A 19,917-nucleotide genomic window follows, 5' to 3' on the forward strand; every position below is an offset into this window, starting at 1 on the left:
ACTACAAATGGCTCCAGGTGAGGGGACACCCGGAGCCATTGTGCGTACACTTCATCGACGGGACGGGGCCGCCGTCCTAAGCGGGAAGGGAAAACCCCAATGCCGCCTGGCGGGACCTCCGAATCCACTTGCTAGGGGCGTGGGGTTTTCGACGTTTCTTACGGCGTTTTCTGCTGGCCAGTCTATCGTAGATTTCCAGGGAGGTTTTCACCGCCCCCAGAATCGCTCCCACGATCACTACCACTTGTGCGATAGTCCCCAGTGCGGACACGCTGTCACCTCCTTTCGCCGGAAGTGACAACGGCCCCGCCCCTGGCCTCCGCGTACTCTTTGATTCTACCACATTTTTCATCTGTCCGGGATATTTACCAGAGTACGATATATAAGGGATTGCATTGTGGTTTAGGTGTTTATTAAATCGTTCACCGTATGTTTTTCGAAGGTTCGGATTCGGAACGATTTTCGCCGAAGCACGTCCGGATCGTCCATGGCGCAGGGCGCGGATCATGGTAAGCGCATTGAATATGACCTTTCTTTGCTATGGCCGTTCAATTCCCAGTTTTTTTATCCTGTACTGCAACGTCTGTCGCGGAATCCCCAGCCTTTTGGCCGCTTGCACCATATTCCCCCGACAATCCGCCATCGCCCGGCGAATCAACCGTTCTTCCACCTGGTTCAGCACATCGCGCAAAGACTGCCCCGACTCCCACTGCACATCGTCAACGAACGGGCCGTCATCCGCCCCCTCCAGCATGTATGGCGGAAGGTGCTCCAAGCCGATCACCTTTCCCTCCACCATGTTGATCGCGCCTTCGATCGTGTGCTCCAACTCCCGTACGTTTCCCGGCCAATCATATCGGGCAAAGAGCCGTTCCACCTCCGGTGCGACTCTGATCACATCGGTACCCAAGCGATCGTTGTACTTGCGAATGAAATGGGCGGTCAACAACGGGAGGTCCTCCCGCCGTTCGCGCAGTGGCGGCAGGGTGATGCGCACCACGTGAAGCCGATAATACAGATCCTTGCGCAAACGCCCTTCTTTGACACTTTCCAACGGGTCTTCATTGGTGGCCGCCAATATCCGCACATCCACCGGACGTACGCGGGTATCTCCCACTCGCCGCACGACGCCTTCTTCCAGCACCCGCAGCAACTTGGCCTGCAAATCCAACGGCATCGCCTGAATCTCATCCAAAAACATCGTGCCGCCGTCGGCCAGCTCAAACAATCCCGGACGATCCTCCGCGCCCGTAAACGCTCCCTTCACCGTACCGAACAAAATCCCTTCCAACAAAGCGGATGGAATTGCCGCACAGTTTTGTGCGATCAGGGACTGTTTTCCCCTTGGGGACGCGTGATGGATGGACTGGACCATCAGCTCTTTTCCGGTACCGGTCTCACCCACGACCAAAACGGGAGAATCCGTCGCCGCCGCTTTTTTCGCCCGTGCGATTTCCCGCATCATTCGCTCGTTTTGCGTCAAAATCTGCTCAAACCGGTACCGCTGACGTATTTTTGACACCCGACGCCGGCCCGGTTCGCGGATTTGCGTTTGCAGTTCGATGACGGTTTCGGACAGTTCCTTGATGCGCGTGATGTCTTTCGACACCTCGACTGCGCCGACCAAGTGCCCGTTGACGCGCAACGGCAATGTCGTGTTGATCGTCACGATCCGCTTCCCGTAGCGGTTGTGGTAGGTTTGCTGCTGGTTGTAGATCGGTTCGCCGGTATCGATCACTTTCAAAAGGGTACTCGTTTTTCGCGTCAACGAAGGGAATGCATCCAATACGTGCATCCCGATCACTTCCTCCACATCCATTCCGTCCAACCGGGCGGCCACGGGGTTGTAATACAGCGTGATCCCGTCCAGTCCCACCACATGAATCCCTTCGTCAATACAGCGCAACACCTCATGCATCATTTTTTCCGACATCGCCCCATGCGCCATGTTCAACACCGCCTTCCAAACAGGTGAATATGCCGAAAATTCGTCATTTTCATTTTAAACTGCCGAAAAATTGTCGTCCAGTGTACCTTTTTCATCTGGTTTTCTTGATTGAGGGGAAGACAAGTCCAGTATTCTCATCCATCCAAAAATTTTGCTCCATATGTTGCTACATGCGTGATGTTTGATTTTTTGTGATGTCTCCCATGACCACACCAATACCCCGGCATCCCTTTTTGAAAATCTATAAGAAACCGATTAAACCTTGTTGAAACGGCATGGATTGAAGTATACTGAAAATACCTATTTCCCCACGAAAAAGGAGGGTGAAGGCCGGTGTCACCAACCGTTTCGGATCAACAAGATACGCAGCATAAAAAGAAAAAAGAAGAGGAAGAAGAAAAAGAGCCATTATGGGAAAGGATATTGGATTTTATCTTCATGCCTCTTGATGCTGTCAAGGCGATCAAGGACTGGTTGAACTTATTGAAGTTGATCAAATGGATTTTCCAGGGAATTGCTTGGGTCCTCAGAGGAATTTGGAGAGTGATTACTTCGCCTTTCGATTGATCGGTGAGATCGGAAACAGGATGGTTGGTATATTTTAGGGCTACACAGTATTTAAATCGGGGTGACGGTGTCATTCCGGCTGTAGCAGACGGAAGCGGGAAGGTAAGTTTCATCCGTTTGGATGATGGGCTTTTTGATGCCAAAAGAAATTGTCAGGCATTATATTCCTAAAGATGCTTATTTCCGGTAAATCGACGAATCACCCGATAAAAAGGGGGTTTTTATTGACTACAAAAAATATGAAGAGAAGGGTACTTTCGGTCTTTATCATATGCTACTTATCTTTCTTTACCACCGCATGCGGTTCGTCGGTCATCGGTCAGACAGACAACTCACATCAAAAAAATTCACACCCGGTCAAAAAGGGGCCATTTCAAGCAGTTGAACCCACCCAACAAAACATTGACAAATTGCTGGCAGAAGGGCCGGGGATCTACGCAGGCAACAAATACGACAAAAAGAAAGTCGAACAGGAAATGCTAAAGGTGAAAAATGCTCCCGCAAGAGTCCAGTACAATAAAATGGTTGAGCTTTTGGCAGAAGACTACACGGACGCAAAAAGATACTATGAGAACTTTGATACCTCTATCGGACAAATGACGGCTCCACCAGATGCAAAAGGCGGTTCAACCGAAACAGGATCATCATCCCAAGCTAACAAGCAGAAAGTCAACGTAGAGATTCTACTAGATGCCAGCGGTAGCATGAACGCCAAAATTGAAGGCAAAACCAAAATGGAGATGGCCAAAGAAGCGATCAACAAGTTTTTGTCCTCTTTGCCCAAAGAAGTGAATGTCTCACTTCGGGTATACGGCAACAAAGGAAGCAACAAACCTGCTGACAAAGCCGTTTCATGCCAGAGCAGTGATATCATCTATCCGTTGCAACCGTATGATTCGGCCTCGTTCAATCAAGCGATCACTCCGGTCAAACCGATGGGATGGACACCGTTGGCACGAGCGATTCAACAAGCACAAACAGATTTGCAAAGTGAAACAGGGGCGAAAAACATCGTCTATGTAGTAAGCGACGGTGTGGAAACTTGTGGGGGAGATCCGGTGGCCGCTGCTCAAGCATTACACGCATCCAACATCCAGGCAGTGGTCAACATTATCGGTTTTGATGTAGATGATGCAGGACAACGGGCATTGAAAGCGGTAGCCGAAGCGGGTAGCGGCAAATATGCGACAGTTAAAACCGCGCAAGATTTCGATACGTATTTTGAAAACGAGAAAAAGGTTGGGCTTTTGGACTATTTATTCTGGGCGAATAAGAACTACGATAAATCATCCGAAATTGCGATGAAGAAACAAACGGAAGTAGTGAATACTTCGGTGGCTACTTTCAATAAAGTTTCCAATGAATTCAACAGGATGATTGATGCATGTCAAGTTATTCATCCGGATGACATTTTGGGCTGTTCCGGTGAACTCGGCCAGTTGATTAATAATCGTTACGAGCTGTTAAAGAATTGGAATGATCGAATGGAACAAAAAGTTTGGTGGGATATACAACACAATTGGGATCGGTTTAATGAGCGTGTGTCACGGCAACTGGATGAAGGAACGAAAACTCCCTGAACAGCCCTTGATGGGCTGTTTTTTTACGACGTAATCGGCGATTGTTAGATATCCTGGTTCTCCTTTTCAATATCGAGAATCCCATCAGAAACCAAAACTTGTTGTAACTACATACTTTTTAATTATAATGAAAATAAGTAGAAAGTTTTTATTTTCGCGATGGAAAGGAGTGTCTCGTTGTCACAAATGGTTAAAAGAAAAGTACTTTCGGTCTTTATCGTATGCTGCTTATCTCTCTTTACCGCCGCATGCGGTTCGTCGGTCAGCGGTCAGACAGACTCACATCAAGCCAACACTCAGAACACGATGGAGAAAAAGAAACCCATCCGGCCGGAAGATTTTAAAGCAGCGACAACCGTGGAGGGGATGCTGAGAGAGGGGCCGGGGAAATACGCGGGCAACAAATACGACAAGGCGAAGGTACAGGCGGAACTGGACAAGTTTCCGAAGGGTCTCTCCGCCCGTGAGGTATATAACCGCTTGATCTATTACCTGGCGGAGGATTACAAGCCTATCCTGAAAAAGGTGGAGGAGTTCAACCCGGCGGTACCCACGGATGCCAAAATGCCCGCTTCGGACATCAACAAGGATGTCAAGGTGCAGAACCTGAATGTGGAAATCCTGCTGGACTCCAGCGGAAGCATGGCGGAAAAGACGGACGGGGCACAGCGGATGGAACTGGCCAAACAGGCCATTCGCGATTTCGTCTCCTCCCTGCCGAAAGGGGCGCGGGTCTCCCTTCGGGTATACGGGCACAAGGGGACCAACAGTCCGAAGGACAAGGCTCTCTCCTGCAAGAGCAGTGAACTGGCCTACCCGCTGTCGGAATATGATGCAGGCAGATTCAACCAAGCATTAGACAGCTTCAAGCCGGGCGGATGGACGCCTTTGGCCGCCTCGATCCAAGCCGCTCAAAGGGATCTGGAAAAAGAAGCGGGGAAAGACACGCAAAATATCGTCTATGTCGTCAGCGACGGCGTGGAAACCTGCGGCGGCGATCCGGTGAAGGCCGCCCAGTCGTTGTATCAATCCGACATCCAAGCAGTGGTCAACATCATCGGATTCGACGTGGATGACGCGGGACAGCAAGCCCTGCAAAAAGTGGCGGAAGCAGGTGGCGGAACCTACCGAACCGTCCGTACCAAGGAGGATCTGAAAGCGGAACTGGAACGGCGGTACGAGGAGCTCCGGCAGGAGTGGGAAATCTACGAAGGCAAGGTGTCATGGGACATGCTCTTTAACGGGATCGACAAGCACAACGAGGCTGAAAGTATCGTCGGAATTCCTTCAGGAGATGTTAAACATTCGCTGTTCTGGGACACCGAGAACAAAGAAAGGGACTATCTCAATGATGCCGTGTCTTACCTGTATCAAAAAGGGATTATCGACTCAGACACCTATGTTGAAGTTGGAAATCTGATCTTGGATAGGTACCAGAAGCTGGATGATTACCGTTTAAAGGAAGAGATACGTCTGTCTAATGAAATTGAAGCCTACAAAAAACGAATGGAGGACAGAGCGAAACGAGGGCGGCAGCAGGTGGAAGAGAAAATGAATCAAAACTAGGCAAACTACAATGAGTTGAACTTTCGGTTACTCGTCACCGCGTAAAGGGGAGCGGAGATGTGATGAATACGGCAATACGGAGTTGGTTTGGTCGGCAATCGGGTGAGAGAAAGGTGATGATTGTCGTCATCACCTTGGGTCTCGCCCTTCTCTCCATCTATTATAAAGAGCGAGCGGGAAAACCCAGCCCTTTAGGGTTGGGATGAAAGCGAGCGTCGGACGCGGGAAGGCATCAGCCCTCTCGCAAGTCCGACAATTTTCCGTATTTCTCAAGTACCATTTTCATTCCTTCTTCGATCAAGTGCCCATACTTCATATCTTTTTCTACTGCCAGTAGCTTGATCTGCTTCAATAAATTCGCATCAACGGTTGTGTGTAATTCAGCACGACCTTCTTTGATTCTTGCCATCATTCATCACCTCTTCCTCATCATAACATGTCGTTGACGACATAATCAAGAATGATATAATGTCGTTAGCGATATTGAAGGAGGTGATTACGATGATGAGAACCTACAAATTCAGGCTGAAACCAACAAAAGAGCAAATCGAGAAAATTGAATGGACGCTGGGCATGTGCCGCTGGCTCTACAACTCTATGCTTGAGCAACGAAAGTTCGCCTACAAAAGACGCGGTATTACGTTGAACTATAACAAACAAGCAGTAGAGCTTCCGGAAATCAAGAAGGAGATCCCGGAGTTTAAAGAGATCCATTCTCAGGTGCTTCAAGACGTAGCCAAACGGTTAGACAAAGCATTTCAAGCGTTTTTCCTACGTGTACAACGCGGGGAAAGACCGGGATACCCTCGCTTTCAAGGTAAAAACCGATATGACAGCTTCACCTATCCTCAACTCGGGTTCAAGATCGAAGGGAAGTTTCTCAAGCTATCCAAAATCGGCGATGTGAGAATCAAACTACACCGCCAGATTGAAGGAAAGATCAAGACTTGCACCATTAAACGGAAGAACGGGAAGTATTACGCTTGTATTTCATGTGAGGTAGAGCCGAAGTCATCCCGAACTGGTCGACAAGTAGGCGTCGATCTCGGTGTGAAACATCTGGCTATCACGTCTGATGGCGAATTCTTCGATCATCCCAAGTACCTTCGGAAAGCGGAAAGACGGTTAAAATTTCTTCAGCGTATGGTTTCCCGGAGGAAAAAAGGGTCGAATCGTAGGCGTAAAGCGGTTGCGATGTTGGCGAAGGTTCACGAGTACATAGCAAACCAGAGAAGGGACACCGCGCACAAGATAAGCCGCTATCTGGCGGACAACTACGATCTAATCGCTTTCGAGGACTTGAACTTTCAGGGTATGTTGAAGAATCACAATCTGGCTAAGAGCATTGCCGATGCTGGTTGGAGGATGCTCGTGCAACTCACGACTTACAAGGCAGAGTGGGCCGGTAAGCAGGTGATCACAGTCGATCCTCACAACACGTCACAGGCATGCTCCGAATGTGGTCAGACCGTAAAGAAGACATTAAAAGAACGTATCCATCGTTGCTCATGCGGATTTGTGGCAGACAGAGATGTCAATGCCGCAAGAAATATCCTACATCAAGCAATTGGATACATTCCTGAACCGAGATACGGACAACTAGAACTAAACCTTTTCTAGGCTTGGACGAAGCCTTCGTGGATGGATGTGGGTTGCCACGCCAGATGAAACGAGAAGCCCACGGCTTTAGCCGTGCGGAGCAAGTCACTTCAATGTAGGATGGTTGGGTGATGTCAGGCTCCCAGGGATTGCAGTTTCAGATCGGAGCGGGTATCTATGGAGGGGGAATAAGTGAAAACCTTCAAACTCGTGGCTTCTTGGATATTTGTAATCGTTTCCGTGGTCGGGTTACTTTTTGCACTACTTTACGAAACTTCTTCATTCCTATTTGTAACGACAACGGGTCCGGCGTTGATCGCGGTATTTTCCACCGATGATCCGTCCACCCCGGCGATTGTCCCTTTCCTGATTTTTGTGGGAGGGTACGGGCTTGAAATTGGTTGGTTTGTGCTTCTGTTCTTTGCTGTACGAATCATTGTGCGGTCATTCAAAAAAGAAGAGCAAGATAAAATTCCTGTGTAAACGCCGGGAGGCAGCGTTGATGAAATACCCCTTGAAAAGATTATTGATGGGAGTGGTCTGCACTTCGCTCTTGGTAAGCGGCTGTTCACAAACCATCCGTACATAAAGATCACACACAAGCCAAAGAATCCAAATCCCCTGCTGTTGCTACGGACAATCATCTCGCAAAAGCCACAGATATCCAGGGCACTTAAGCAAAAGCCGGGGAAATTTTCCGGGGACCATTTTGATGAGAACCAACTGAAAAAGATCATCCAATCATGGCCAAACAACATGTCAGCCCAGGAGGCATACAGCCGCATTGTTTCTTTGGTGGCGGAAGATTACGCTTCACAGGTGAAAAAGCTGGACAACCTGGATCCGACGATAAAATCCAATATCAAACAACCGGGCAGCATGAAGACGCCCAACGGAAAACCGCTCACCAAGATGAATGTGGAGATCCTGATCGACAGCAGCGGGAGCATGGCTGGCAAGGTTCAGGGACAAACCAAAATGGAGCTGGCCAAGCAAGCAGTTCAACAATTTGCGGCCAATTTGCCGGAAGGGGCCAATGTCGCAGTTCGCGTTTACGGAAATAAAGGAACAAACAGCGAAAAAGACAAGTCCATCTCTTGCAGCAGCAGTGAAATCCTTTACCCGCTCCAACCCTATGATGCCACCCGCTTCCAACAATCCATTGCCAATTTGAAACCCGTCGGGTGGACACCGTTGGCGGCTTCGATCAGGTCGGCACAAAATGATCTGGCCAAACAGCAGGGAGAAGGCGCCCAAAACATCATCTATGTCGTAAGTGACGGGGTGGAAACCTGTGGAGGGAACCCTGTCCAGGAAGCGAAAAACCTGCATCACTCCAACATCAAGGCAGTGGTTAACATCATTGGTTTTGATGTGGATGATGCAGGACAGAAAGCGTTGAAAGCAGTCGCCGAAGCGGGTGGAGGTTCCTATCAGACGGTGAATAATCAAGAGGATTTGAAATCCTATTTTGAGAGGGAAAAATCACGGTTACGTGATGAGTGGATCGAGTGGGGAAATAAAAGCTGGTCGGATGTCATGGATCAATCGTTTCACAAGTGGGACCAACTGCATGAGATCATCTTCGCTTTACATGATATGAACTCCAGGGAACTCGATCATTTATCGTCATTGGAATCGCTCTTGTTGGATGCCGGGAAAATTGAAAATTACAATGCGTTACATTCGATGGTTTCGCAACGGTTTGAATTGATCAAAAAATACATTGTAGCAAGGGATAAGCGTATCGAAGCTGCGATAAAAAACAATCAAGAAAAAACCTTGGACGACATCCATAAAAAAGAACAGGAGGCGCGAGATCAATTGAAATAATCGAGTGATCGCGTGCCAGGCACAATCGGTTATCAGTGGTTCCGGACGGCATTCGAAATGAATGCCGTCGTTTGTTGTTTAGGCCGGCTCTCCTGCGACGACTTGCTGCCCACAATCCGTCCAAAGTGCCGCAGCGCCCAATACGCCGGCATCCTCTCCCAATGCGGCCGGCACCACTTCGCACGTTTCTCGGAACGGCGCCATCAAATAACGGTCCAACTGCTCTTGCAACAAGGGAAACAGCACATCGCCGGCACGACTGACACCGCCGCCCACCACGATTTTCCCTGGATTGAAAATATGGATCAGGTTGGACAGCCCGATTGCCAAGTAACGCACGGTTTGACGAATGATGTTTTCGGCATGGGCATCCCCCATTCGATACGCCTGAAACACGTGTTCCGCCCGGACCACCCCGCCATCTTCCGCAGCCAGTGAATGAATCGACGACGACGGATCCGCCGTTTGACCCAGTTTCGCAATGGCCGTACCCGACGCCAGCGCCTCCAGACACCCTTGTCTGCCGCAACCGCAAGGCGGGCCTTCCGGATCGACGATGGTATGGCCAATCTCTCCGGCAAACGTATTTTCGCCGCGAAACAACCGGCCGTCCAATACCAAACCGCTACCCACACCCGTGCTCACAGTCAAGTAAATCATCGTACCCTTCCTTTGGCCGGCACCGAACCGATACTCTCCCCAAGCCGCGGCGTTGGCGTCATTCTCCAGCTTGACGGGTATGCCCAAACGATCCTCCAGCGCCTGACGCAGCGGAACATTCACCCATCCCGGAAGATTGGGAGGAGAAAACACCACACCCGAACGGGAATCCAGCGGACCGGGCGAAGCCACCCCGACTCCTTTCACGGTGGAGCGCACACCGTCCATCAGTTGGTCAATCGACTCAACCAATCTGTCGATCACCGCTTGCGGGCCTTGTTCCACCCGTGTCTCCAAGCGAATGCGGCGCAAAATGGAACCGTCTCGATCGACCAATGCCCCGGCAATTTTGGTGCCACCCAAATCAATCCCCACATATAAACCTTTCATGGTCATTTCATCACCTCCTTTACAGATGAACCGCCTGAAGGCCACGGCGTCCAAGTGACCTGTGGTGCTTTATCCATGCGGAGTGTCAACCTTTATCCCCTCATGCCGGAACTTCCGACACTTTCAATGAAGTAGCGTTGAAAAAAGAGATACAACACGATCACGGGCAAAGCCAACATGGTGTTCACTGCCATGATACTGCCCCATTGTCCTCCCTGCCCTTCCAGACCGAACAAAGTGGCCATCTGCGCCAGCGGCATCAATTCCTGATCACGCATGACCAAGAGCGGCCAGAGCAAGTCGTTCCAAGGTCCCATAAATGTGAGAATGGCGACGGTGACCACGGCCGGTTTGGAAATGGGCATCATGATCCGGAACAGAATACGCCATTCACCCGCCCCGTCGATCCGGGCAGCATCAATCAACTCCTGAGGGACGGTGAGGAAAAATTGACGAAAGATAAAAACCCCCAATGCATTCATGGAAACGGGCAGGATCAGACCGGCAAACGAATTCATCCATTGCAGTTTCACCACCATAATGTACAGCGGGATCATGAGCAGTTGAAACGGAATCATCATCGTCAACAACATGATGGAAAACAGCACGTTTCTTCCCCGAAACTTCAGACGTGCCAAGGCATAGCCCGCCATCGAGGTGAAAATCAACGTGATCAGCGTTACGCTCCCTGCAAACACGAAGCTGTTGAGCAACCCTTTCCAGACCGGAATCCGTTCGAACATGTAGCGGTAACTGTCCAAGGTGATGCGCGAAGGGATCAAATCGAGACGGAACACTTCTTCCGGAGTTTTCAATGACGCCAACAACATCCAATAAAACGGGAATACAAACATCACCGCTCCGGCCACCAACACGATGTACAAGCACCCTTTTTTGATCATATTGCCGATTTTTCCGCCCATATCGCCTCCCCCTTCCGATTATGCATGCCACGTTGACGCATGGTATCTTCAATAGGTTACGTCCTTTTCCAACAAACGCTTTTGAATCATCGACACGCCCAGGATGATGAGCGCCAGCACCAATCCGATCGTGGCCGCGTACCCCATATCCAGACTTTGAAAAGCGTTTTTGTATATGTACATCACGACGGACAATGAACTGTTGGCCGGACCCCCACCTGTCATAATGTACGGTTCGGTGAACAATTGGAATCCGTTGATGGTCGACAAGATCACCACCAACAGCATGGCCGGGTTCAACATGGGAATCGTGATCCGGAAAAAGCATTGCAACGACGTGGCGCCGTCGATCCGCGCCGCTTCGTACAATTGTTTGGGAATGCTCTGCAATCCGGCCAAAAAGATGACCACGTAATATCCGAGGTTTTTCCATGCGGCCACCCAGGCCAGCGATGGCATCGCCCATGCTTCACTGGTGAGCCAGGGAACCGGGTGCAAACCCGCTTTTTGCAGCAACCCGTTGATCAAACCGTCATCCGTGGATAACATCCACGCCCACAAAAACGAAATGACCACCCCGGAGGTGACGACCGGCAGGAAATAGGCACCCCGGAAGAAACCTCGTCCTTTCAACGGTTGATTCAGCGCAACCGCCAAGATCAACGCCAACCCGATCTGCAGCGGAATATTGATGAGGATGAAGCGCAACGTGTTCCACAACGATTTGAAAAACAGGTCATCGTTCAACAGTCGCTCATAGTTCTCCAACCCGACGAAGGGAATCTCCGGAGACACCAGATTCCAATCATGAAAGGTCAGCCATACAGAAAAAAGGACAGGATAAGCCATAAACACGAGCAAAAAGACCACATACGGGAGAACCAACCAGTATCCGGCCCTCTTTCCTTTCACGTTTTCCCCTCCCTTTCATCGGGGCAAAGGAGGAGATTCCCCTTTGCCCCGGAATGCAAGGTTATCGGGATCGTTGCAGGATTTGATTCACCTTTTTCTCCGCATCGGACAATGCCTTACGTGGATCTTTTTTCCCCATGACAGCCGCTTGCTGGTATTCCAACGACAATGCGTCAAACACATCCGTGATTTTGTCCGAATCGTCGATGGCCCGCGTATACGGGGCTTGTCGGACAAACGCGCCGAGAACGGGATTTTGGTCCAGATACTGTTGAACGGAAGAATCTTCGGCCAAATCCTTTCGGAACGGTATTTGCTGTGTCATTTTCAAAAACTTGACGTCATTCTGTTTACTGATCAAAAATTTGGTGAACTCCCAAGCCTCTTTCGGATACCGAGTCGAGCGGAAAATGGCAATATTCTTCGGGTCTCCGTAAGTGATGCGCAATTTCCCCGTCATGTTGTCGGGAACAGGAATGGACATAACCCCCACTTCCATCTTCGGCGCCTGCTTTTTGATATCGGCCAGCGCCCACGGTCCGGTAATCACCATGGATACTTTTCCCTGAGCAAACAAATTCTCTTTGAACGTGGATTGCGGCGCGATTTTTTGCCGGAAAAGCGTGCGGAAGAACTGCATCACTTGCAATCCTTTCGGGTTGTTGAAATCCGCCTTTCCGCCTTTTAAGAGCGTTTTCCCTTCCGTCGCGGCCACATACCAGGGGTAAAAGTCAAAGAACCGCTGCCACCAGGTTTGTTCCACATTGGGAGCGATCGCCCAAATGTCAGGTTTGCCGTCTCCGTTCGTATCGCGCGTCAACTTGCGGGCGGCCGCGAGGAACTTGGAGTAAGTGTCCAAACCGGGTTGGTCGGGATTCAGACCGACTTCCCGAAAATGTTGTTTATTGTACAGGATCATGATCGGGTTGCCTTTCCATGGAACTTGATACAAATGCCCGTCCTTGGATTTGAACGCTTCCACGGTTTCTTTGGGAGTCCGCTTCAAAATCTCTTCCATCGCACCGTCAATGCTGTCGATCGGCAGCAACCCTCCGGCTTCCACAAATTGCCCGATGGCACCCGGATTGATGTTGGAGCACACATCCGGTGTCGTTCCTCCCGCAATCGAAGTCAACAACACTTCTTCCGCAGACCGGCTGGCCGGAAGCGGTTGCATTTTGACTTGAATGTTGGGGTGTTTCGCATTCCACTCTTTCACCACTTCCTTGGCGAATGCCACTTCCACCGGGTTCGCGGCCGGCCAGTACGTCAGTTCCACTTTCCCATTGTCCTTCCCACCGGAAGTGCACCCAACCTGCAACAGCAACATCAATGCCGTCACGATGATTCCTACGCGCTTCACAAAAGCTCCCTCCTCCTGTGAAATGGTACGTAAAAATCTCTTCCAGCACCAATGCTGCCGCGCCTGTCACCGCCGACTTCCCGCCGAGGAAAGACGGCACAATTCTCACCTGGTCCCGGCAAACCGATAGGACACGCCGTTTGGCAATATCAGCGGCGATCTCCACCATTTTGGGATACGCTCGGGGAATTTTTCCACCGATGATCACTTTTTGCGGTTGAAAGGCGTTCACGATTCCGACGATCCCTATGCCCAAAATGCTGAAGCTTCCTCCACCACACGTCGCGTCAAAGGATCTCCTTTTTGAAGCGCTTTCAAATCGAGATAGCCAATCGAACAACAGCAATGTTGGAACTTGTTCGAAAAGGACTGGAAGTGTCGGACGCGAGAGGGGGCTATCCCTCTCGCGTCCGACACACCGATTCATCTCACCGCTCATAGAAGCGGGAGTCTTCTCGGTGCATGATGATAAAAGGACCTCCCGGCGCAGTTCTTCACCAATCCGGCGCACCATAGCCAGCCCGGATGCCATCGCTTCCAGGCAACCATAGTTGCCGCAATAACAACGGGGCCCGTCCAGATCAATGGTGCCATGACCAATCTCGCCCGCACCGAATCGATTCTCCCTGTGCAGCCGTCCCCCGATGACGATGCCGCCCCCGATTCCTTCGCCCACCATGATGTAGATCAAATGATTGGCATCTTGTCCCGCACCGAACCACTTTTCCCCCAACGCCGACACGTTCGCGTCCTTTTCCAGTTTGACGGGGGTACGGAGTTCCTCTTCCAACCGTCGTCGAAAAGGAAACACGCTCCACCTCGGAAGATTGGGAGGGTGAATCATTTCACCCGTTTCCTCATTGATGGGACCCGGTGCGGATACCCCCACTCCGAGAATTTTGTCTTCCACGATCCCTGCTTGTTTGATCAGTGATTGAATCAAATCCGCCACGGATTGTACATAGTCTTCCGGTTCTCCGCTTTCCGGCACATTTTTCCGCGCCTGAGCGACAATTTGCGTCTCAAAGTTAAACAACGCCACTCTGATATCGTCCACCGACAAATCCACACCGATCACATAGAACGCTTCCGCATTCAGCTTGTACAACAACGGTTTCCGTCCGCCGCTGGATTTCCCTGCACCAAGAACGGAAAGAATCGAAGATTTTTGTAGTTCCTTCACGATATTGGAGACAGCAGGGAACGTCAACTGAGTTCGCTCTGCGATTTGCGTGATCGAGACCGGTCCGTTTTTGCGGATATAATCGAGAAACTTTTTTGACCAAATGATGGTCTCCTCTCAACTTCGTGAAACACCCCCTTTTCAAAAATCATTTAATCAACTTCTTATATTCCACCTGTCCACTACTTGCATGATCAGATATATCCTGAATCCAGATTGCACACACAGATTGAAATGAATCTTATTAAATAACCTTTAATAACCAGTTCTGATTATACCATAAACTGAATTCATCACCAATATCAATCATTCAGAATAATTGGGGGTTGCGGGAGTGAGCGGGTGAATGACACTTTACATCATGTTCCTCCTCCTGCCCCGATAAAACATCAAACAAACGACCTTTCCCGTCGTTTGTTTTTCACGTACAAATCGGTTTGATTTTTTTGCAAAAAGGTATATATAATAATGGCGGCAAGAAGGAACCCTGGGATCGGTCCAGCTTCATTCAATCGATGCGTGACACAACAGTGATCCACCAGGTTGGCGGCCCGCGGGTCGCTTTTTCGTGATGTCACGATGTGAAAGACAACTTACAGCACGAACGCGGTCGTTGCTCGTTACCGTCATATCTCAACCTCCTTACCCCGCCAAATGACGGTAGAAGGAATGCAACCCGCACATCAGACTCCTTCTCACCATTTCATTCCATGAGTATGACCGCACATCCTTCCTTACGCTACCCGCCGCAAGCAGGTAACGACGTCACCCCTCAACCGAATAAGGGTAGAAATCAACAGAAAAGATCAAAACCTTGAATCACAAACGGTCTGTCTCCTAGCTGGAATTGTTCAAAAATTGTACAAATCATTTTCCTTTTCAACGAAAGAAAATCTATTATAATGAGAGTGTAATATTACCGTAATGTTATTGTCACCCAAGCGAAATGAGATCGAATTTTCCATAAAGGAGGGAATCGTCATGGCAAGCTATCGTGGGAAATATGTGATGGGAGGAGCCAAAACCGGCCAACCGATGGATTGGCTTCAACCCGGAGATGAACTCTCCCTTGTGACCGCAGGTAAAAACATCAAACTGTCCGTGAAAGACACCTACCGCTACGAAAATCGTCGGGTATACGTCACAGACCGTTTCGGATTGATTTTCGCCGATGAATTGGTAGCGTATACGATGCCGGTATGGAACAAAACAGCATCCGTCCTCCGTAAGCCTGAAGCGATCTGATGTCATATCCGCTTCATACATCAGATGATCAGTTGTTTTTTTCGTAAGTTCCTACCTGTTTGTATGTCCGTCAATATTCTACCACGCTCGATGGAAGCATACCGATTTGCCTATTCGCCTGCCACGGAAACCACGAGCCGATTCCGCCGCCGATCCGGGAGTCGGCTTTTTCATTTTTGTTTGCAGACGAGGAGGTCAACAAGGTGAAAGTACTCCGTATCGTGGGGCAAGTGTTGTTGATTCACGCATTTTTTCTGATGGGGGAAGGATTCGTCCACTTGTCCGGACTGCCGGTCCCCGGGAATTTGGCCGGGTTGGGATTCCTGTTTACGGCGCTTTGTTTGGGGTGGATCAAAGTGTCGTGGGTGGAGGAGGGCGCGCGTTGGCTTTTGGCGGAACTGCTTCTTTTCTTTATCCCTTCCGCAGTCGGAATCATGCAATATCCGCAGGTGATGAGCATCCACGGATGGCCCGTCTGGCTCACGATTGCGATCGGCACTGTGTTGGCAATGGCTTGCACCGGCTTAATGGCCGACCGGCTAAACCGGGGAAGCCGGGAGGTGACGGAATCGTGACCGGATGGACAACGGCGGCCGGCCTGCTGGGCACTGTTACTCTTTATGCCGTTTGCAAATGGGTGCATCGCCGCCTGCCGATCATCTGGCTGTCACCGGTGGTGGTGACTCCGATCATCTTGATCGCATGGCTGAAAGGATGGAGAATCCCCTACTCACAATACCATCAGGGAGCAAAATGGCTGACCGATCTGTTACAACCGGCCACCGTTGCTTTCGCCGTTCCCATGTACCGCTATCTCCCGATTTTAAAAAAGCATGGACGGGTGATCATCACCAGTGTGGGGGCCGGATCGTTCGTCGCCATCATTTCCACCCTGTGTCTGTCCGCCGCCGTCGGGACCGACCGGCTGATCACCCTAAGCCTGATCCCCCGGTCCGTCACCACTCCCATCGCCATGGAAGCAGCCAAAATCGTGGGAGGCATACCCGCTCTCACTGCGGCTTTCGTCATCGTCACCGGCGTCTTCGGCTATGTCAGTGCCCCATTTCTCATCCGCCTGCTGCATATTCGAACCCCGATCGCCCAAGGCGTGATGATCGGTACGGCCGCACACGGCATCGGCACTTCCAAGGCGTTTGAACTGGATGAGCAAGTGGGCACCGTCTCCAGCCTGTCGCTGATCGTTGCCGGTTTGGTGACGGTGGCGATGGTGCAGATGGGCAAAGGATGGTTTTGAACAAAGAAAAAGTGGAAAAGGCGGAAAGACCATGGGTTTTCCCGTTTTGTATATCTCACGCTTGTTTGTTTCTCTTTTCATTCCACCGCCTCCATCAGCAGGTCCGCCAGATGGACGGCACGCATGCGGTGTTCCAGACCCGCCCGACGGATTCCCCATTTCATTTGCAGGAGACAACCCGGATTGGAGGTGACAAGGATGTCTGCCTGCGTGTTTTTGACATGGATCATTTTTTCATCCAAGATTTGTTTTGACATCTCCGGATGGGTCAGATTGTAAATGCCGGCTGACCCGCAACAGCGGTCCGATTCGAACAATTCCACATATGTCATCCCCGGCATCCGGCGCAATATATCTCGCGGTTCGGTGACACGCATGCCGTTTCGCAAGTGGCAGGAATCCTGATAGGTCACCCGATGTTCCAACCGCTTCAACGGAAGATCGTCGATCCCATCCGCGACAAGTTGGCTGATGTCACGCACCCGTTCGGAGAACCATCGGGCATCCTCCTCCATCAGCACGTCTCCTTGGAAATGATGGACGTATTCCACCAGCATCGCCCCGCAGCCGCCTGCGTTGGAGACAATCCAGTCCACCTTCGCATCCCGGAAGGCCACAATGTTGTCGCGGGCCAGTCGTTTGGCCGCTTCCTCTTCTCCGGCATGGGCATGCAATGCGCCGCAACACCGCTGTTTATCAGGAATGACCACTTCGTAACCCGCCTTGACCAGCAACCGGGCCGTATTGCAGTTGGTTTCCGTAAAGAGCACATCCATGATGCAGCCACGAAACAGCCCGACTCTCCCCCTCGGTGCCCCCTCAGGCCGGAGGATTCCCCCCAACCGCTCACGTACCCCTTTGAACGATGCGGACGGCATCACGGCCTCCATCTCCCGAAGGTGCTCCGGAAACAGACGCATCAGCCCGCTTCGCCGTACCAACCACCGCAAACCCGAACGCCGGTAGAGAGCCAACCCCCAACCAAGCATACGCAGCCGGTGTTGATGAGGAAAGAGGTGCTCGAAAAACAGCTTTCGCAATCCCCGGACGATTCGCGATGACGGCTCGCGAAGAGCGATGCCGGCCCGTGCCTGTTCCAAAACGCGCCCGTACTGCACTCCCGCGGGGCACGCGGTCTCACAAGCCCGGCAACCCAGACACAAATTCATCTGATCGGCAAATGCCGTATCCGGTTCGATGATCCCGTCCGCCACCGCCTTCATCAAAGCAATCCGGCCGCGCGGAGAAGCTTGTTCCAATCCCGTTTCCCGATATGTCGGACAAGCCGGCAGACAAAATCCGCAGCGCATGCAATGGGTTAGCTCGTCCTGATCCAATGTTTTGCGCAAATATTCGGCCACTTGTTCCCACGCAACCTGATCAGTCGGTTTCTCCTTCACCGGTTTCACATAATCACCACCCTTCTCCGCGTCTCTTTGGCAAACATTTTCCCCGGATTCAGCAGTCCGTCGGGGTCAAATGCCTTTTTGATCCCTTTCATCACCTCAATCCCGGATTTCCCCACTTTCCACTCCAAGAACGGCGCCTTGGCCAGTCCCACCCCGTGTTCACCGGTGATCGTCCCGCCCAGGCGGATCGCCGCATCAAAAATCTCCTCAAACGCTTTTTCCACCCGTTCGATTTCTTCCCGGTCCCGTGCATCAGTCATACAAGTGGGATGGAGGTTGCCGTCACCTGCATGACCGAACGTGCAGATTTGCAGTCCGTACTTTTCCTTGATCCGGTTGATCTGTTCCACCATCGGCGCGATTGCGGCCCGCGGAACGGTAGCGTCCTCCAGGATGGTGGTTGGCCGTAACCGGGCGAGCGCGGACAAGGCACTCCTTCGCGCTGACATCAACTGCGCCTCTTCTTCCCGCGACTGCGCTACCTGTACATGGGCCGCTTTGGCTTGGCGGCAAATCTCCGCGATCCGCTCAATATCCCGTTCCACAACCGATGTGGGACCGTCCTGTTCGATCAGCAGGATGGCGGCCATATCAGCCGGAAGCCCGATCTTGGCGTAATCTTCGATAACGCGAATGGTCCCTTGGTCCAAAAATTCCAGCGTACACGGTATGATACGTTCGGCGATGATTTGCGATACCGTCCGCGCGGCTGCGTACAAATCGCTGAAATGGGCCACCATCACGCGTCGGTCTTCGGGCAGAGGCAACAATTTCACTGTGGCCTCGGTGATGATCGCCAATGTGCCTTCGGAACCCACCAACAATTTGGTCAGATCGTAACCGGCCACATCCTTGGTCAACTTTCCCCCGGTTCGCAAAATGTCTCCCGACGGCAACACCGCCTCCAGACCGATCACGTAATCCTTGGTCGTACCGTATTTGAGCCCGCGCAAGCCACCGGCGCATTCCGCGATATTGCCGCCAAGCGTGGACACGTGCATACTGCCGGGATCAGGCGGGTAAAACAGCCCGATCCGTTCCACCGCTTCATGCAATTGTTTGGTGATCAACCCGGGTTGGAATGTGGCGGTCAGATTCTCCTGATCGATTTCGATGAGTCGGTTCATTTTGGTCATCACCATGACCAGTCCGCCTTCCACCGGCACGGTTCCCGCACTCAGATTACTGCCCGAGCCGCGACCGACAATGGGGATGCGGTAGCGGGAGGCGATTTTCATGATGGCCTGCACTTCTTCGGTACTCTCTGGAAATACCACCCCATCCGGCATCGCTTGGTACATCGGTGTGGCGTCATAGGAATACGCCAGACGGGTCTCGGTATCATCCCGTACATCGTCCGGCCCCACCACTGCCTGCAATTCCCTTTTCACTTCAGTAGACAGCATCTCGTCGCTCCTCTTCTCCTTCCGATATGGGTAAACCATTGATTATTGATGGATTGTTACCTATATTTTAATATATTT

At 51.2% G+C, this 19,917-nt stretch carries 19 protein-coding genes and 1 pseudogene; 10 read left to right on the top strand and 10 right to left on the bottom strand.

Translation table 11 applies throughout. The annotated features are described in order from the left end of the window. Nucleotides 1-76: 76 nt before the first annotated feature. Both JQC72_RS00990 and JQC72_RS00995 read right to left on the bottom strand, forming a co-directional pair. Entirely contained in the window at nt 77-271 is a 195-nt protein-coding gene (locus JQC72_RS00990) for a hypothetical protein (RefSeq protein WP_205492262.1), read from the bottom strand. A gap of 267 nt (nt 272-538) precedes the next feature. Further along, a complete protein-coding gene (locus tag JQC72_RS00995; RefSeq protein WP_205492263.1) occupies nt 539-1,948 on the bottom strand; it encodes a sigma-54 interaction domain-containing protein in 1,410 nt (469 codons plus the stop codon). A gap of 333 nt (nt 1,949-2,281) precedes the next feature. Here JQC72_RS00995 and JQC72_RS01000 point away from each other — a divergent pair, with 333 nt between their 5' ends. From JQC72_RS01000 to JQC72_RS01015, 4 genes are all read left to right on the top strand, one after another. Further along, nucleotides 2,282-2,515, top strand: a complete 234-nt coding sequence (locus JQC72_RS01000; RefSeq protein ID WP_205492264.1) for a hypothetical protein — start codon at nt 2,282-2,284, stop codon at nt 2,513-2,515. A gap of 224 nt (nt 2,516-2,739) precedes the next feature. Continuing rightward, nucleotides 2,740-4,095, top strand: a complete 1,356-nt coding sequence (locus tag JQC72_RS01005) for a VWA domain-containing protein (protein ID WP_205492265.1) — start codon at nt 2,740-2,742, stop codon at nt 4,093-4,095. A gap of 186 nt (nt 4,096-4,281) precedes the next feature. Then, nucleotides 4,282-5,661 carry a vWA domain-containing protein gene (locus JQC72_RS01010; RefSeq protein WP_302104404.1) on the top strand — a complete coding sequence of 460 codons (1,380 nt, stop codon included), beginning with the start codon at nt 4,282-4,284 and terminating at the stop codon, nt 5,659-5,661. 62 nt (nt 5,662-5,723) lie between these two features. Then, nucleotides 5,724-5,867 carry a hypothetical protein gene (locus tag JQC72_RS01015; protein ID WP_205492267.1) on the top strand — a complete coding sequence of 48 codons (144 nt, stop codon included), beginning with the start codon at nt 5,724-5,726 and terminating at the stop codon, nt 5,865-5,867. Nucleotides 5,868-5,893: 26 nt separating this feature from the next. Here JQC72_RS01015 and JQC72_RS01020 read toward each other — a convergent pair whose 3' ends face one another. Next, entirely contained in the window at nt 5,894-6,070 is a 177-nt protein-coding gene (locus JQC72_RS01020; protein ID WP_205492268.1) for a hypothetical protein, read from the bottom strand. Nucleotides 6,071-6,162: 92 nt separating this feature from the next. Here JQC72_RS01020 and JQC72_RS01025 point away from each other — a divergent pair, with 92 nt between their 5' ends. The 3 genes from JQC72_RS01025 (at nt 6,163) to JQC72_RS01035 (ending at nt 9,093) form a co-directional block, all read left to right on the top strand. Continuing rightward, on the top strand, nt 6,163-7,281 hold the full coding sequence (locus JQC72_RS01025) for an RNA-guided endonuclease InsQ/TnpB family protein (RefSeq protein WP_205492269.1): 1,119 nt from the start codon (nt 6,163-6,165) through the stop codon (nt 7,279-7,281). Nucleotides 7,282-7,452: 171 nt separating this feature from the next. Then, a complete protein-coding gene (locus tag JQC72_RS01030) occupies nt 7,453-7,743 on the top strand; it encodes a hypothetical protein (protein ID WP_205492270.1) in 291 nt (96 codons plus the stop codon). Between the two features lie 273 nt (nt 7,744-8,016). Then, complete coding sequence (locus tag JQC72_RS01035; RefSeq protein ID WP_205492271.1) at nt 8,017-9,093, top strand: vWA domain-containing protein; 1,077 nt, start codon at nt 8,017-8,019, stop codon at nt 9,091-9,093. A 78-nt stretch (nt 9,094-9,171) separates the two neighbouring features. On the opposite strand, the gene JQC72_RS01040 is transcribed toward JQC72_RS01035, so the two are convergent. The 5 genes and pseudogenes from JQC72_RS01040 to JQC72_RS01060 all read right to left on the bottom strand — a co-directional run. Then, nucleotides 9,172-10,149: an ROK family protein gene (locus JQC72_RS01040; RefSeq protein ID WP_205492272.1), complete on the bottom strand. Its 978-nt coding sequence runs from the start codon at nt 10,147-10,149 to the stop codon at nt 9,172-9,174. Between the two features lie 86 nt (nt 10,150-10,235). Further along, nucleotides 10,236-11,066 carry a carbohydrate ABC transporter permease gene (locus JQC72_RS01045; protein ID WP_205492273.1) on the bottom strand — a complete coding sequence of 277 codons (831 nt, stop codon included), beginning with the start codon at nt 11,064-11,066 and terminating at the stop codon, nt 10,236-10,238. A gap of 48 nt (nt 11,067-11,114) precedes the next feature. Continuing rightward, nucleotides 11,115-11,978, bottom strand: a complete 864-nt coding sequence (locus JQC72_RS01050) for a carbohydrate ABC transporter permease (RefSeq protein ID WP_205492274.1) — start codon at nt 11,976-11,978, stop codon at nt 11,115-11,117. Nucleotides 11,979-12,039: 61 nt separating this feature from the next. Beyond that, complete coding sequence (locus JQC72_RS01055; protein ID WP_335342373.1) at nt 12,040-13,308, bottom strand: ABC transporter substrate-binding protein; 1,269 nt, start codon at nt 13,306-13,308, stop codon at nt 12,040-12,042. Nucleotides 13,309-13,393: 85 nt separating this feature from the next. Continuing rightward, nucleotides 13,394-14,524: pseudogene (locus JQC72_RS01060) on the bottom strand (ROK family protein); the annotation flags it as partial. A 981-nt stretch (nt 14,525-15,505) separates the two neighbouring features. Between JQC72_RS01060 and JQC72_RS01065 the strand changes: the two are divergent. From JQC72_RS01065 to JQC72_RS01075, 3 genes are all read left to right on the top strand, one after another. Next, nucleotides 15,506-15,769: a hypothetical protein gene (locus JQC72_RS01065; protein WP_205492276.1), complete on the top strand. Its 264-nt coding sequence runs from the start codon at nt 15,506-15,508 to the stop codon at nt 15,767-15,769. A gap of 203 nt (nt 15,770-15,972) precedes the next feature. After that, nucleotides 15,973-16,344, top strand: a complete 372-nt coding sequence (locus JQC72_RS01070; protein ID WP_205492277.1) for a CidA/LrgA family protein — start codon at nt 15,973-15,975, stop codon at nt 16,342-16,344. Then, entirely contained in the window at nt 16,341-17,024 is a 684-nt protein-coding gene (locus JQC72_RS01075) for an LrgB family protein (RefSeq protein ID WP_335342368.1), read from the top strand. The genes JQC72_RS01070 and JQC72_RS01075 overlap by 4 nt, the downstream gene beginning before the upstream one ends. A 77-nt stretch (nt 17,025-17,101) precedes the next feature. Here JQC72_RS01075 and JQC72_RS01080 read toward each other — a convergent pair whose 3' ends face one another. Both JQC72_RS01080 and JQC72_RS01085 read right to left on the bottom strand, forming a co-directional pair. After that, nucleotides 17,102-18,433: a (Fe-S)-binding protein gene (locus JQC72_RS01080; protein ID WP_335342369.1), complete on the bottom strand. Its 1,332-nt coding sequence runs from the start codon at nt 18,431-18,433 to the stop codon at nt 17,102-17,104. Beyond that, on the bottom strand, nt 18,430-19,839 hold the full coding sequence (locus JQC72_RS01085; RefSeq protein ID WP_205492279.1) for an FAD-linked oxidase C-terminal domain-containing protein: 1,410 nt from the start codon (nt 19,837-19,839) through the stop codon (nt 18,430-18,432). Before JQC72_RS01085 ends, JQC72_RS01080 begins: the two co-directional genes overlap by 4 nt. Nucleotides 19,840-19,917: the final 78 nt, after the last annotated feature.

The sequence above is a fragment of the Polycladomyces zharkentensis genome (assembly GCF_016938855.1).
Lineage (GTDB): Bacteria > Bacillota > Bacilli > Thermoactinomycetales > JIR-001 > Polycladomyces > Polycladomyces zharkentensis.